Here is a 14,383-nt window from a genome sequence, read left to right on the forward strand (position 1 = left end):
GATAAAGAGGGTGAGAGACCCTCTCGCCGAAAGACCAAGGGTTCCTGCTTAAAGTTAATCTGAGCAGGGTTAGCCGGCCCCTAAGACGAGGCGGACACGCGTAGTCGATGGGAACCACGTTAATATTCGTGGGCCTGGTGGTAGTGACGGATTGCACAAGTTGTTCTGGTTTATTGGATTATCAGGGCAGCGGAGCGGTTCCAGGAAATAGCTCCACCGTATAGACCGTACCCGAAACCGACACAGGTGGTCAGGTAGAGTATACCAAGGCGCTTGAGAGAACTATGTTGAAGGAACTCGGCAAATTGCACGCGTAACTTCGGAAGAAGCGTGACCCCAATTTACGCAAGTATTTTGGGGTGGCACAGACCAGGGGGTAGCGACTGTTTATCAAAAACACAGGGCTCTGCGAAGTCGCAAGACGACGTATAGGGTCTGACGCCTGCCCGGTGCTGGAAGGTTAAGAGGAGAGGTGCAAGCTTTGAATCGAAGCCCCAGTAAACGGCGGCCGTAACTATAACGGTCCTAAGGTAGCGAAATTCCTTGTCGGGTAAGTTCCGACCTGCACGAATGGCGTAACGACTTCCCCGCTGTCTCCAACATAGACTCAGTGAAATTGAATTCCCCGTGAAGATGCGGGGTTCCTGCGGTCAGACGGAAAGACCCCGTGCACCTTTACTATAGCTTTACACTGGCATTCGTGTCGGCATGTGTAGGATAGGTGGTAGGCTTTGAAGCGGGGACGCCAGTTTCCGTGGAGCCATCCTTGAAATACCACCCTTATCGTCATGGATGTCTAACCGCGGCCCGTCATCCGGGTCCGGGACAGTGTATGGTGGGTAGTTTGACTGGGGCGGTCGCCTCCGAAAGAGTAACGGAGGCGCGCGATGGTGGGCTCAGACCGGTCGGAAATCGGTCGTCGAGTGCAATGGCATAAGCCCGCCTGACTGCGAGACTGACAAGTCGAGCAGAGACGAAAGTCGGTCATAGTGATCCGGTGGTCCCGCGTGGAAGGGCCATCGCTCAACGGATAAAAGGTACGCCGGGGATAACAGGCTGATGACCCCCAAGAGTCCATATCGACGGGGTTGTTTGGCACCTCGATGTCGGCTCATCGCATCCTGGGGCTGGAGCAGGTCCCAAGGGTTTGGCTGTTCGCCAATTAAAGCGGTACGTGAGCTGGGTTCAGAACGTCGTGAGACAGTTCGGTCCCTATCTGCCGTGGGTGTAGGAATATTGACAGGATCTGTCCCTAGTACGAGAGGACCGGGATGGACATATCTCTGGTGGACCTGTTGTCCTGCCAAGGGCATAGCAGGGTAGCTATATATGGACGGGATAACCGCTGAAGGCATCTAAGCGGGAAACCCACCTGAAAACGAGTGTTCCCTATCAGAGCCGTGGAAGACGACCACGTTGATAGGCCGGGTGTGGAAGTGCGGCAACGCATGAAGCTTACCGGTACTAATAGCTCGATCGGCTTGATCGTTCTCATTGTTCATGCTCATCTCAAGGCGAATGCGAAGCATTCGTCCTGCCAAGGCGAGGGCTCTGCCTTCGTCCGGATTGATAGCGAATGGCGAATAGGGAGTAGCCAATAGTTGCTCCCAAATCGCTCCAAAGACGTGTTCAAAACCAGCAATAGGGCAGCAGCGAAACTATTCGCTACTCACTACTCCCTATTCGCTTCAAATCCAGCTTCTCAAACATAAGTTGCGCTTTGCCGACCTGGTGGTTATGGCGGGGTGGCTGCACCCGTTCCCTTTCCGAACACGGCCGTGAAACGCCCCTGCGCCCATGGTACTTCGTCTTAAGACGCGGGAGAGTAGGTCGCTGCCAGGTCTGCAAAACGCAACTTAACGCATGCGCCCGGAGCCGTAAGGCTTCGGTAAGCTGTATGCGTCAACAAAAAATCTTCTCAAAACAAACCAACGGCCCAAAGCCGAAAAAAGGGCCGCCCGCAAAGCGGCCTTTCGTGTTATGATGAAATAAGCAAATCCMAGGATTTGCATGGCGYGGGGTGGAGCAGCCCGTTCGGCCTAAGATYGATCCACTGGATCGATCTCTAACGGCCTCACCTCGTCAGGCTACGCCTGACAGCGCTCCCGGGCAGCACGTCCGGTATGAAATATCGCGGGGTGGAGCAGCCCGGTAGCTCGTCAGGCTCATAACCTGAAGGCCGCAGGTTCAAATCCTGCCCCCGCAACCAAGCAAATAGCCCGCCATCAAGGCGGGCTTTTTGTTGGGTAACGGGTCGAGGATTTAACGCCTCATCAGGGGCCCCCAAGGAGGCAAAGCCGACGCAGAGGGACAGAAAAACTACAAATCCTGCACCCGCAACCAAATCTCTCTCCTAATTCCCTCATCACAAATAGCCCGCTGAAAAGCGGGCTATTTGCGTTTTTGCGCGCAGAACCGATAGTCCTGCGAGTTGGCATCGATTTTCAAGTGCCGATGAGATAGTTGCTAAAAGGATAATATTCTAATATATCTAGTTCAGGCGCTTCTTATATTTCTATTGCAGTAAGCAACGTCCGTCCAATCGGCGGCGCCTATCATTCTATTCAGAGGGCAGTTCGATTTCATGAAGTAGATCAGATCTATAGGGGGGAATCATGCGAAAATGGGGGTCTTCTCTACTGACGTCTCCATATGGGAGGCGCCGTTTTCTATCGGCAATCTGCGCGTTGCCCGCGTTCTGCTCAGTGGTGTTCTTCGCCGAGGTTGCCTATGCGCAAGCGCCGACCGAAGAACAGCGTGACGCGATCAGGGCGGAGTGCCGCTCCGATTTCATCGCGAAATGCTCCGGGGTGACGCCCGGAGGAATGGAGGCTCTCAGCTGCTTGCAGCAGCATAGCGCTTCGCTTTCGGCGGGATGCCGGAATGCGGTTTCCGCGGTGACCGCAAAGCCCAAATCGACATCTGCGGAGCCGGCCCCGGCTGTCCCCGCAGACACGGCGGCGAGCGCTCCGGCGCCCGCGACCGGGACGCCGGCGCATCAGCCGACGCAGGCACAGCGAAATTCGGTCAAATCGGCCTGCCAGCGCGATTTCATGGCGCAGTGTTCCGGCGTGACACCGGGGGGCGCCGAGGCGCTCAGCTGCCTGCAGCAGCATAGTGCCGCTTTATCGGCGCTTTGCCAGCAGGCTGTCGCCGCGTTGGGGGGATCGGCCGCGCCGACGACCGGCGATGCGGCCGCCACGGGCGCTATCACCCCCGCTCCTCGAGCCATGATGCCGGCCTTCACACCACGCGAGGAAGTAATGATCCTGCGGGAAACCTGTGGACCGGACTTCCGGGCCTTGTGCCGCATGGTGCCTCTCGGGGGCGGACGGGGCATTGCCTGTCTGCGGGACAATCTGCAGCGGGTGTCGCCGGCCTGCCATCGGGTCCTGACCTCCGGATTGTAACGACCGGCCGAACTTGTTTTCAGAAAGGGATGATCGCGCTCCAACGGGAAGTCTCCGCGAGTGCGATCCAGCCAAGACCGCAGGCGGCTGTTGCCTGCCTCCATGCCTTGCATTTCTCACATTTCATGTACGGCGACGGCAGGTCCGCCAGCCACTGTCTGCAATTCGATGAAATCAATGACGACACGAACGAAAGGCATTGCCATGTCATCGACTTTCCCTTTTCCGCAATTGAAGCGGATGCTTATATATGCGTCGGTTTCCGCCAGCTTGGTGCTGCCGACGAGCGCCTGGGCGGATGACGCAAAAGAGCTGCTCAAGAAGATGTCCGATTTTCTGGTGGCGCAGAAGACGATTTCCTTCACATACCAATCGTCGCTCGAAGCGGTGACGCCTGCCTTTGAGAAACTCCAGTTCGTGAGCTCGGGGACCGCCAACCTGACGCGTCCCGACAAGTTGCGTGTGACGAGGACCGGTGGCTTCGCGGATCTCGACGTCAGTTTCGATGGTTCGTCGCTGACGGTACACGGCAAGAACCTCGACGCTTATGCCAAGATCGACGGCAAGGGTTCGCTCGATGATCTGATCGACAGGCTCATGACGGCGGGTGTCGAAGCGCCGGGCGCCGATCTTTTATCCTCCAATGTCTACGACGAGCTCATATCCGATGTGACGGAGGCCAAGCACATTTCCAGTGCTTTCGTCGATGGCGTCGAATGCGAATACCTGGCCTTCCGAACGCCTGAGATCGACTGGCAGATCTGGATACAGACCGGCTCGCAGCCGATACCGCGCCGTTACGTCATCACCAGCAAGCACGTCGTCCAGGCGCCGCAATACACGCTCGAAATCAGCGATTTCAAAACTGGAGCAGATGTCGCAGCCGTTGCCTACACCATCGAGATTCCTGCCAGCGCGAAGACGGTCGATCTGAGCGAACTGCAATCGCTCGATGAGCTTCCGGCCGCCGCCGATATGGGAGAAGCGAAATGACCTATAACAAGCTGCTGTTCGCACTCAGCCTTGCCGGCGTGCTGACATTCACCGATTTTCGCGTCGAGGAGCAGGGTTCCATGCCGTTGTCGATCGGCTTCGCCACGCCGGCGGGCGCCGTCATCGGCAGGCCGCTGACGCCGCTCTCTTATGCGGGTGTGGCTCGCCGGACGACGCGGCGGGTGGTTACACGCACGACGACGACTATCGCCGTACTTCCGGCGGGGTGCCGCTATGGTCCCTATTACGGTGGCTATTATTATCGATGCGGCGCCTATTATTACGCCAAGAGCGGCAACGTTTATGTGCAGGTGATCGTCCAATAAAGCCGCGATCGCCTCATCCGACCTTCGATACTTCTGTTTCCGCCATGTTTGCGGGCTTGTTTGCGGTCGCGCCGCGCCGCTTCCAATGTTCCTCGAGACGTTGCAGCAGGACGTAGAAGGAGGGGACGAAGAGAACGGCAAGGCAGGTCGAGGCGATCATGCCGCTGAAGACCGATATGCCGATCGACTTGCGGGCCGATGCGCCCGCACCTGTCGCCAGAACGAGCGGCAGGACCCCGAGGATGAAGGCAAAGGACGTCATCATGATCGGCCGGAAGCGCAGGCGGGCGGCCTCGACGGCCGCGTCCAGGATTTCCATGCCTTCCGCCCGTTTTTCCCGCGCATATTCGACGATGAGGATGGCATTCTTGGCTGCGAGCGCAATCAGCAGGATGAGGCCGATCTGCGTATAGAGGTTGTTGGCGACGCCCGCCGCGGTGAGTGCCGCTACGGTGCCGAGCAGGGCGAGCGGTACGGCTAATATGACCGCCAGCGGCAGGATCCAGCTTTCATACTGGCCGGCGAGCACGAAATAGACGAGCAGCATGGCGAGCGCGAAGATGAAATAGATCTGCCCGCCCACGGCCTTCTCCTGATAGGAAAGCGCCGTCCATTCGAAGTCGGCGCCTGCCGGCAATGTATGGTCGGCAATCTGTTCCATGACCTCGAGCGACTGGCCGGAGCTGAAACCGGCGGCCGGTCCGCCGACGATGGTGGCGGTCGGATAGAGATTGTAGAGGCTGATCAGCGAGGGTCCCTGTGTCGTGGTGACATCGACGACCGTGCCGAGCGGCACCATCGTCCCGTCGCCTGCCTTGACCTTCAGATTGCGGATATCGTCGGGACTGACCCGGAAATCGGAAGCGGCCTGCGCATAGACCTGGAAGGTGCGGCCGAACTTGTTGAACTGGGTGACGTAGCTCGATCCGACGTAGCCGGAGAGAGCGGAGAAGACCTGGCCCACCGTAATGCCCAGCGTCTCCGCCTTGATGCGATCGACGGATACCGCAAGCTGAGGCACGTTCGAGCGAAAAGGCGTACTCAGCCTCTGCAGCGACGACTGGGCGTTGCCGTTCTTGACGATCGTATCGGCGAGCGATTGCAGCAGCGGATAGTCAGATATGCCGTTCCTGAGCTCGACCTGCATGGTAAAGCCGTTGGCATTACCGATGCCCTGGATCGGAGGCGGCACCACCACCAGCGTCTTGGCCGTCAGCACGTGCTGCAATGCGTCGTTCAGATGCTGATAGATCGACAGCAGGTCCTGTCCTTTCTCCTTGCCGCGCTCTTCCCAATCCTTGAGGACAACATAAGCCACGCCGGCATTCTGCAGGCTGGCATTGTTGTCTAGAACGGAAAGGCCACTGATGGTCAGCACCTGATCGACGCCGGGTGCCGCCTCGGCGATCTTGCCGACCTCCTCCATCACTGCATCCGTCCGCTCCTTCGAGGCGCCGTCCGGCAATTGCGCGCTGATCAGTACATAGCCCTGATCCTCGATAGGCAGGAATGCGGTCGGCAGACGCGTGAGACCCCAGACGGCGATCCCGATCAGCGCGAGCGCTGCGATGGCCATGACGCCGCTGTGGCGGGTCATCGATCCGATCAGGCCGGCATAGTGGCGTTCACCCCAATCATAGCCCCTGTTGAAGCCGCGATAGAAGATGTTGCGTTTCTCGACCGGTACTGAAGCGCGCAGCCATAGGGCGCATTGCGTCGGTTTCAGCGTGACGGCATTGATGGCGCTGATCAGCGCCGTGGCGGCAATGACGAGCGCGAACTGCCGATAGAGCTGGCCGGTCAGGCCGGGCAGGTAGGCGGCAGGAATGAAGACTGCCATCAGCACCAGCGTGATGCCGATGACAGGGCCGAGCAGTTCTTCCATCGCTTTCTCTGCGGCCTTTCGGCCCGGCATGCCGGCCTCGATGTGCCGAGCAACGCCTTCGACGATGACGATGGCATCATCGACGACGATGCCGATCGCCAGAACGATGGCAAAGAGCGTCGACAGATTGACCGTGAAGCCCAATGCCGCCATTGCCGCGAAAGCGCCGATGATGGTCACCGGAACGGTCGTCGCGGGCACGAGCATCGCCCGCCAATCCTGCAGGAAAACGAGAATGACGATGAGAACGAGCACGCCCGCCTCGATCAAGGTGACGTAAACCTCGTCGATGGAGGCTTCGACGAATTTCGTCGTGTCGAACGGCACGTGATATTCGAGGCCGGGCGGAAAGCTTTTCGAGAGCTCCTCCATCTTCGCGCGCACCGCTTGCGCCACCGCAATGGCGTTCGCTTCCGGCAATTGGAAAATGCCGATGCCGGCCGCCGGTCGGCCGTTTTGCGTGAAGGACTGGCTGTAGGTCTGGGCGCCGAGTTCGACGCGGCCGATATCGCGCACACGCGTGATGCGGCCGCCCTCTCCACTTTCGACCTTGACGACGATGTTCTCGTAATCTGCCGCCTCGTTCAGGCGGCCGTTGACATTCAGCGTGTATTGGAAGAGCTGCCCCTTCGGCACCGGTGGAATGCCGATCTGGCCGGCGGCAACCTCCTGGCTCTGCTGCTGCACGACGCTGACCACATCCTGCGGCGTCAGGCCGCGGGCCTGCAGCAGGTTCGGGTCCATCCAGATCCGCATGGCATATTGGCCGGCGCCGAACACCGTGACGTTGCCGACGCCAGGCAGGCGGGCGAGCTCGTTCTGCAGATTGATGACCGCATAGTTCGACAGGAACAGGCTGTCATAGCGGCTGTCGGGCGAGGTCAGGCTGACGAAACCGAGGATCGCCGTCGATTTCTTCTGTGTCGTGACGCCCTGAAGCTGCACCGCTTCGGGAAGCGACGACATGGCGATCGCAACGCGGTTCTGGACCAGAACCTGCGCCTGATCGGGATCCGTTCCGATGGCAAAAGTCACGGTCAGCGAATAGGTGCCGTCGCTGGCGCTCGTCGACTGCATGTAGAGCATGTCCTGGACGCCGTTGACCTGCTGCTCGATCGGCAGCGCGACGGTATCGACGAGGGTCTGGGCGCTGGCGCCGGGAAAGCGGGTCGTCACCTGCACGGTCGGCGGAACGACGTTCGGATATTGCGCGACGGGGAGCTGAAACAGGGCGACTGCGCCGACGAGCACGAAGACGAGCGCCAGGACATTGGCGAGTACCGGCCGCTCGATGAAGAAGCGCGAGATCATGCTCTTGTCCTTAGACGGTCAAAGGAAGCCGGATGGCGAATTCATTGCATCGTGGTCTGGGCCTTGGCATCGCCGGCGGCGCTCGTCGCCGGGTTCATTTCCATCTTCTCGGGCGTGACCTTGCTGCCGGGAATGGCTTGCTGGATACCCTGGGTCACCACCCAGTCGGCCGGATCGAGGCCGGATTGGACGACCCGGAGCGGACCTTCCCGCTGGCCTGTCTTGATCTGCTTCTGCTCGACGACGTCGTCCTTGCCGAGAACGAGCACATAGCTGCCCAACTGGTTGGTGCCGATCGCATCGTCGCGCACCAGCAGGGCCTTGTCGTTATGACCGACCGGCACCCGAACCCTAACGAAAAGGCCGGGCAGCATGGCGTGGTCCTTGTTGTCGAACAGGGCGCGCACCTGAAGCGTGCCGGTGGAGGCATCGAGCTGGGGCGATACGTAATCGAGATGTCCCTTGTGCGGATAGCCTTCCTCGGTCTGCAGACCGATCTCCGCCGGTATGCTCGGAAGATCCGTCTGCCTGAAGGTATGCCCCTGCTTTGCCAGGGTTTCCTTGATCATCAGCACCTGCGTTTCGCTGACGTTGAAATAGGCATAAAGCGGATCGGTCTGGACGATGCTGGCGAGTTTGGTGGGGCCGGATACGCCGACCAGCGTGCCGATATCGACGAGGTGATTGGTGACGATACCGTCGAAGGGGGCGAGCACTTCCGTATAGCCGAGGTTGATGGTCGCGAGTTCGACGTTGGCCTGAGCGTTGAGGATGGCGGCATTCGCCTCGTCGAGGGTCGCCTTGGCGCTGTCGACCGCAGTCTGGGTGGTCACCTGCTGTTTCGACAGATTGAGCTGCCGGTCATATTCCTGCTTCGCGCCGACCTGGGAGGCCTGTTGCGAGGCGAGCGATGCCTTCGCTTGATCCAGTTGCGCCTGATAGGTGTCACGCTCGATCCCGAAGAGCTTGGCGCCCTTCTTGACCATCATGCCGTCCTGATAATCGATGGATTGGACATAGCCCTGGACGCGTGCCTCGATATCGACGGAATTGAGCGGCGCGGTATTGCCGGTCAGCTCGAAATAGAGCGTTACCGCTTGCTGGACCGGCTGTGCGACACGAACCGGCGGCGGAGGAGGGGGAACGTAGGTGTTGCCGCTCTCCTCGCAGCCGGCGAGAAGCGCCATGCCGGCAAGTGTCAGAAAAAATCGCAGACCCTGATGCAATCCCCCACGCATTGCCGCCGCCTCGACATGTCAAGAGCCCAGTCTCTATGCGTGCCTCGACGGCGGCCCCCACCGGCCTGCCGAAGGTTCAAGGCAGGTGATATTATGTCGCGGCATTGCTAAAAATTGCAATAGCCCTCGGTCACAATTGAACGGCGTCGAACCGCACCGGCTACGGTTTCCCGAGCCGTTCGATGGCGGACTGCAAGGGTGCGTCTGAAACGCGGACCAGCCCGATGTAGGGATTGGCCATGTCCGTAACCAGGAAGACGGCGCCGGCGACGGACAGGGCGCAGACGAACAGAATAGACAAGACGGTCGGATTCGGAGGCGCCTGCAGGCCGAAGGTCGCAAAAAGCAGCGAGAGCCAACAGACGAGAACGGCAAGGAAGGCCCAGGGCAGGCCTTCGCTGCCGGATTCGACCAGCAGCCAGTGGGTTTCGGCCACCATGCCGCTCACCTCAAGCGCGCGCGCCTGGAGAGAATGCTGTGCGGCATCCCGGGGCGACAGGGCTCGAAGGTTGTCTTGAACCGCCTCGATATCCTGATATTCCGGCAGCGCCTTGCCTGCCGTTTCGTCGGTGGTCTCGGCGGTCCAGCCGCGGCTCAGCCGCTTGTCGATGAGTTCACGCAGAAGCTGGCGCGCATGGCCGGTTTCCGGGCCGTAATGCGCCATGACGCGGTCCAGTAGCAGGACCCGCGCCGCCGCCGTTCTCATCTCCGCTTCGGCGTTGTCATAAGAAGATTTGGCGGATGCGATCAGCAGGCCGAGCGCCAAGGCCGACAGCGTCCCCACCACCGCGGTCGCGAGCCGGATGACATCCTTGGATTCCGGATTGAGATGATGATCCGGCAGGCGGGCGCGCATTACCATTCCCATCGACGTTGCCGCAGACAGAAAGACAAAGACAAGCCCGCCAAGCAACAGTGAGCTCAAGTTAGGTTTCCCCTACCGTCGCGCCGATCTCGTAGTTGTGAGAAGCACGAGAACTTCCACCATCATAGCGGAGGACCGATAACGCGTGGAATCTTTACTTTCGTCTTCTTTTGCGGCCGTTGAACGAGACCATATCCGCGGGTCATTGCTGGAAAATGAGCAATACATAAGCCAGGAAGAGCACCAGATGGACGGCGCCCTGCATGAGATGCGTCCGGCCGCTGGCAAAGGTAATGATGCTGACGGCGAGGGTGAGCAGGAGCATCACCAGGTCGCTGTGTTCCAGACCCAGGGTGACGGGGTGGCCGTAAAGGCGGCTGACGACGAGCATTGCCGGCACGGTCAGCCCGATCGTCGACAGGACGGAGCCCAGAAAGATATTGACGGAGCGCTGCAGATTATCGGCGATGGATGCGCGCACGGCGCTGATTGCCTCGGGCGTTGCGACGAGCACGGCCATGACGACACCGCCGAAGGCGGTCGGAGCGTGCAGGGTTTCGATAATGTAATCGATCGGCCGCGCAAGCTGTTCGACCAGAAAGACGACCGGTCCCATATAGGCGAAGAGCAGAAGGGCATGGGGCCAGGCCGATCCATGAGGCGGAGCGCGTTCCCCGTGATGCTGGCGGTTGCCGTCGCTGGCGAAATAATCCTGATGGCGGCCGGCCTGAAGAAACAGGAACGTGGCGTAAAGGCCGACCGATACGATACCCAATATCAATTGCCGCGGCGCCGATGGATGCTGCCCGTCCGGGCCGGCAATAAATGTCGGCATGACCAGGCTCAGCGTCGCGAGCGGCACGATGACGCCGAGATAGGCATTGGCGCCCTGCAGATTGTGCTGCTGTTCCGGCCGCCGCCAGGCCCCGAGCAGCAATGACAGGCCGACCATGCCGTTGAGGATGATCATGACGACTGCAAACAGTGTATCGCGCGCAAGCGTCGGGTTGTTTTCGCCGTGAATCATGACGGCTGAAATCGCCATCACCTCGATCGAGGTGATGGCAAGCGTCAGAATGAGCGTGCCGTATGGCTCTTTCAGCCGCTCCGCCAAACGATCCGCATGCCGAACGACCGACAGGGCCGAGCCGAGGACGACGGCAAACAGCCAGCCGAAAACGACGGTGAACCAAAACGGATCGGAAAGCCGCGCGAAGAGCGGTTCGGGGAACGCAATGAATATCAGGCTGGTTGCGATGCTGACGGCGAGGAACCATTCCCCGCGCAGGCTCACCCCGTTGATGGTGCGCGCTGCCGGTTCGTCAGTCATGACAACCACCGGCCTTCGGGAAATGCCGTCGCGATGCGATCATCAACACCATTGTGCCCGGTCTGAACAGACCATCCCCCTCGTTGCCACCGGTCCTGAATATCGACAGGATCGTACCTCAAGCCGGACGGCGTGTAACCGGCTAAAACGCGCCAGGTTTTATTCGCGACCGGTGGCCGGGATCGCAGCGCCGGTGACGACGGCTGCGGCCGGCGAAATCAGGAAGGCGATGAGGCGGGCGATCGATTGCGGCGAGACCCAGCCGTCCGTCTTCGCATTGGGCATGGCCGCACGATTCTCAGGCGTGTCGATCGTCCCGGGCAGGATGCAGTTGGCGGTGATGCGGTCGTCGCGGCATTCGGCGGCGATCGCTTCGGTCAGCCGGATGACGGCGGCTTTCGAAGCGGCGTAAGCGGCCTGGTTGGCGCCGGCCTTCAGGCCGGGCGCGGCGGCGATGTGGACGATGCGGCCGTAGCCGGCGGCCTTCATGATGGGCAGGACGGCAGCGCTGATCGTCAGCGCGCTATCGGCATTCGCGGTCATCATCATCCGCCATTGCGCGGGAGCATCCGGCCCGACCGGTCCCATCTGGAAGCCGCCGACCGTATTGACCAATGCGCCGACGCCGCCGAAACGGGCGACGGCCTCGGCAACAGCGGCAGTGCAGGAGCCGTAATCGGTGAGATCCGTGCCCGCGATCGGCAGAAACTCGGCGGAGGCGGGAAGATCGCCCGCCAAGGCTTCGAGCCCACGGCTCGAACGGTTGATGCCGACGAGCTTCATGCCGGATGCGGCAAGCTCGCGGACGACGGCGCGGCCAAGGTTTCCTCCCGCGCCTGTGACGATCACGGCTTTCTGGTCACTCATGGCAATGGATCTCCCGCGGGCCGGTGTTGGACGACACCGCATTGTTGATCCATGCTCGGCGGCGGCGCAAGCCTCGAAGGAGTATGAGGATATTCAGGCCCTGGTATCCGGCACGGCGCAGGCCTCGCCGCCGCCGAAGAGGCGGGAGCGGGKGAGGAAGCGCTTCTCCCGGCCGTTGTCGAGCGAGAACATGCCGCCGCGGCCGGGCACGACGTCGATGATGAGCTGCGTATGCTTCCATGCCTCGAACTGGCTGGCGCTGATATAGACCGGCACGCCGCCGATTTCGCCGAGCTTGACGTCGCTGTCGCCGACCATGAATTCGCCTGTGGGATAACACATGGGTGAGGAGCCGTCGCAGCAGCCGCCCGACTGGTGGAAGAGGATATCGGGATGGTCCCGCCGGATTTCGGCAATCAGATCGAGAGCCGCGTCGGTTGCGAGAACGCGTGGTTCACCGTTGACGGTCGTTTCCATGGTTCTTCCTCCAATGTTCTGGAAAGGGGATTCCCCTCCCCAACCCCTCCCCACAAGGGGGAGGGGCTTAGGATGCCGCCTCCGCTGTTTTCCTTACGAAGGTTTCAGCAAGGCGATGCGTCGCTTTTAGAACGGGGCAGTTCAACGTGTTAAGCCCCTCAGAAGAAACCGAGCGCCTTCGGGCTGTAGCTCACCAGCATGTTCTTGGTCTGCTGGTAGTGCTCGAGCATCATCTTGTGGGTTTCGCGGCCGATGCCGGACTGCTTGTAGCCGCCGAAGGCGGCATGGGCAGGGTAGGCGTGGTAGCAGTTGGTCCAGACGCGGCCGGCCTGGATCTCGCGGCCGAAACGGTAGCAGCGATTGGCGTCACGGCTCCAGACGCCGGCGCCGAGGCCGTAGAGCGTGTCGTTGGCGATTTCGAGCGCTTCCTTCTCGGTCTTGAAGGTCGTGACGGATACGACCGGCCCGAAGATCTCCTCCTGGAACACACGCATCTTGTTGTGGCCCTTGAAGATCGTCGGCTTGACGTAATAGCCGTTCGCCAGTTCGCCGCCGAGATCGTTGCGCGAACCGCCGGCCAGGACTTCGGCGCCTTCCTGCTTGCCGATATCGAGATAGGCGAGGATCTTTTCGAGCTGTTCGTTCGATGCCTGGGCGCCGATCATCGTCGCGCTGTCGAGCGGGTTGCCCTGCTTGATCGCCTCGACGCGTTTGACGGCCTTTTCCATGAAGCGGTCGTAGATCGATTCCTGGACGAGGGCGCGGCTCGGGCAGGTGCAGACCTCGCCTTGGTTCAGGGCGAACATCGCAAAGCCTTCGAGCGCCTTGTCGAGGAAGTCGTCATCCTCCGCCATCACGTCGGCGAAGAAGATGTTCGGCGACTTGCCGCCGAGTTCGAGCGTCACCGGAATGAGGTTCTGGCTGGCATATTGCATGATGAGACGGCCGGTCGTCGTCTCGCCGGTGAAAGCGATCTTGGCGATGCGCGGGCTGGTTGCCAGCGGCTTGCCGGCCTCGATGCCGAAGCCGTTGACGATGTTGAGCACGCCGGGCGGCAGGAGATCGCCGACGAGTTCGGCCCAGAGCAGGATTGAGGCCGGGGTCTGCTCGGCGGGCTTCAGCACCACGCAGTTGCCGGCGGCAAGTGCCGGCGCGAGCTTCCAGGTCGCCATCAGGATCGGGAAGTTCCACGGAATGATCTGGCCGACGACGCCGAGCGGCTCGTGGAAGTGATAGGCGATGGTGTCATGGTCGATCTCGCCGATCGAGCCTTCCTGGGCGCGGATGCAGGAGGCGAAATAGCGGAAGTGGTCGATCGCCAGCGGAATGTCGGCGGCCATGGTTTCGCGGATCGGCTTGCCGTTGTCCCAGGTCTCGGCCTGGGCGAGCAATTCCAGCTTGTCCTCCATGCGCTGGGCGATCTTCATGAGCATATTGGAGCGCTCGGCAGCCGAAGTGCGGCCCCATTTGTCCTTGGCCGCATGGGCGGCGTCGAGCGCCAGATTGATGTCCTTTTCACTCGAGCGGGGAATGTCGCAGAGCTTGCCGCCGGTGACGGGCGTCAGGTTTTCGAAGTATTTGCCTTCGACCGGCTCGCGCCATTCGCCGCCGATATAGTTGCCGTATTTGAGCTTGAACGGCGATTCGACGACTTTCTGATGAAGCATGTCATCCTCCCTTG

The 14,383-nt window shown here is 60.6% G+C and carries 11 protein-coding genes, 1 tRNA gene and 2 rRNA genes (1 of these 14 running past the window's edge); 7 read left to right on the forward strand and 7 right to left on the reverse strand.

Features of this window, described 5'->3' with window-relative positions; all coding sequences use genetic code 11:
* The 7 genes from QD408_RS17300 to QD408_RS17330 form a co-directional block, all read left to right on the forward strand.
* Window positions 1–1,489, forward strand: a 23S ribosomal RNA gene (locus QD408_RS17300) (it extends 1,452 nt beyond the left edge of the window).
* 238 nt (window positions 1,490–1,727) lie between these two features.
* Window positions 1,728–1,842 (forward strand): 5S ribosomal RNA (gene rrf, locus QD408_RS17305).
* Window positions 1,843–2,132: 290 nt separating this feature from the next.
* A tRNA-Met gene (locus tag QD408_RS17310) sits at window positions 2,133–2,209 on the forward strand.
* A gap of 406 nt (window positions 2,210–2,615) precedes the next feature.
* Window positions 2,616–3,410, forward strand: a complete 795-nt coding sequence (locus tag QD408_RS17315) for a hypothetical protein (RefSeq protein WP_088683942.1) — start codon at window positions 2,616–2,618, stop codon at window positions 3,408–3,410.
* 29 nt (window positions 3,411–3,439) lie between these two features.
* Window positions 3,440–3,712, forward strand: coding sequence for a hypothetical protein (locus tag QD408_RS17320; protein ID WP_210191804.1), 273 nt, complete (start codon window positions 3,440–3,442; stop codon window positions 3,710–3,712).
* The gene (locus QD408_RS17325) at window positions 3,615–4,403 is read left to right on the forward strand and encodes a DUF2092 domain-containing protein (RefSeq protein WP_414140140.1); all 789 of its coding nucleotides are present in this window, start codon (window positions 3,615–3,617) and stop codon (window positions 4,401–4,403) included. The genes QD408_RS17320 and QD408_RS17325 overlap by 98 nt, the downstream gene beginning before the upstream one ends.
* Entirely contained in the window at window positions 4,400–4,729 is a 330-nt protein-coding gene (locus QD408_RS17330; RefSeq protein WP_088683940.1) for a hypothetical protein, read from the forward strand. The genes QD408_RS17325 and QD408_RS17330 overlap by 4 nt, the downstream gene beginning before the upstream one ends.
* 13 nt (window positions 4,730–4,742) lie before the next feature.
* On the opposite strand, the gene QD408_RS17335 is transcribed toward QD408_RS17330, so the two are convergent.
* The 7 genes from QD408_RS17335 to adh form a co-directional block, all read right to left on the reverse strand.
* Entirely contained in the window at window positions 4,743–7,925 is a 3,183-nt protein-coding gene (locus tag QD408_RS17335) for an efflux RND transporter permease subunit (RefSeq protein WP_414140141.1), read from the reverse strand.
* A gap of 41 nt (window positions 7,926–7,966) precedes the next feature.
* Window positions 7,967–9,163, reverse strand: coding sequence for an efflux RND transporter periplasmic adaptor subunit (locus tag QD408_RS17340; RefSeq protein ID WP_414140142.1), 1,197 nt, complete (start codon window positions 9,161–9,163; stop codon window positions 7,967–7,969).
* 160 nt (window positions 9,164–9,323) lie between these two features.
* On the reverse strand, window positions 9,324–10,088 hold the full coding sequence (locus tag QD408_RS17345) for a DUF4239 domain-containing protein (RefSeq protein ID WP_414140143.1): 765 nt from the start codon (window positions 10,086–10,088) through the stop codon (window positions 9,324–9,326).
* A 142-nt stretch (window positions 10,089–10,230) separates the two neighbouring features.
* Window positions 10,231–11,358, reverse strand: coding sequence for a calcium:proton antiporter (locus QD408_RS17350; protein WP_414140144.1), 1,128 nt, complete (start codon window positions 11,356–11,358; stop codon window positions 10,231–10,233).
* Window positions 11,359–11,517: 159 nt separating this feature from the next.
* Window positions 11,518–12,225, reverse strand: coding sequence for an SDR family NAD(P)-dependent oxidoreductase (locus tag QD408_RS17355; RefSeq protein WP_414140145.1), 708 nt, complete (start codon window positions 12,223–12,225; stop codon window positions 11,518–11,520).
* 93 nt (window positions 12,226–12,318) lie between these two features.
* Entirely contained in the window at window positions 12,319–12,702 is a 384-nt protein-coding gene (locus tag QD408_RS17360; protein ID WP_414140146.1) for a DUF779 domain-containing protein, read from the reverse strand.
* A 158-nt stretch (window positions 12,703–12,860) separates the two neighbouring features.
* Entirely contained in the window at window positions 12,861–14,369 is a 1,509-nt protein-coding gene (gene adh, locus QD408_RS17365; protein WP_414140147.1) for an aldehyde dehydrogenase, read from the reverse strand.
* Window positions 14,370–14,383 lie beyond the last annotated feature (14 nt).

The organism is Rhizobium sp. BR 249 (assembly GCF_047445895.1).
In the GTDB taxonomy this organism is placed as follows: domain Bacteria; phylum Pseudomonadota; class Alphaproteobacteria; order Rhizobiales; family Rhizobiaceae; genus Rhizobium.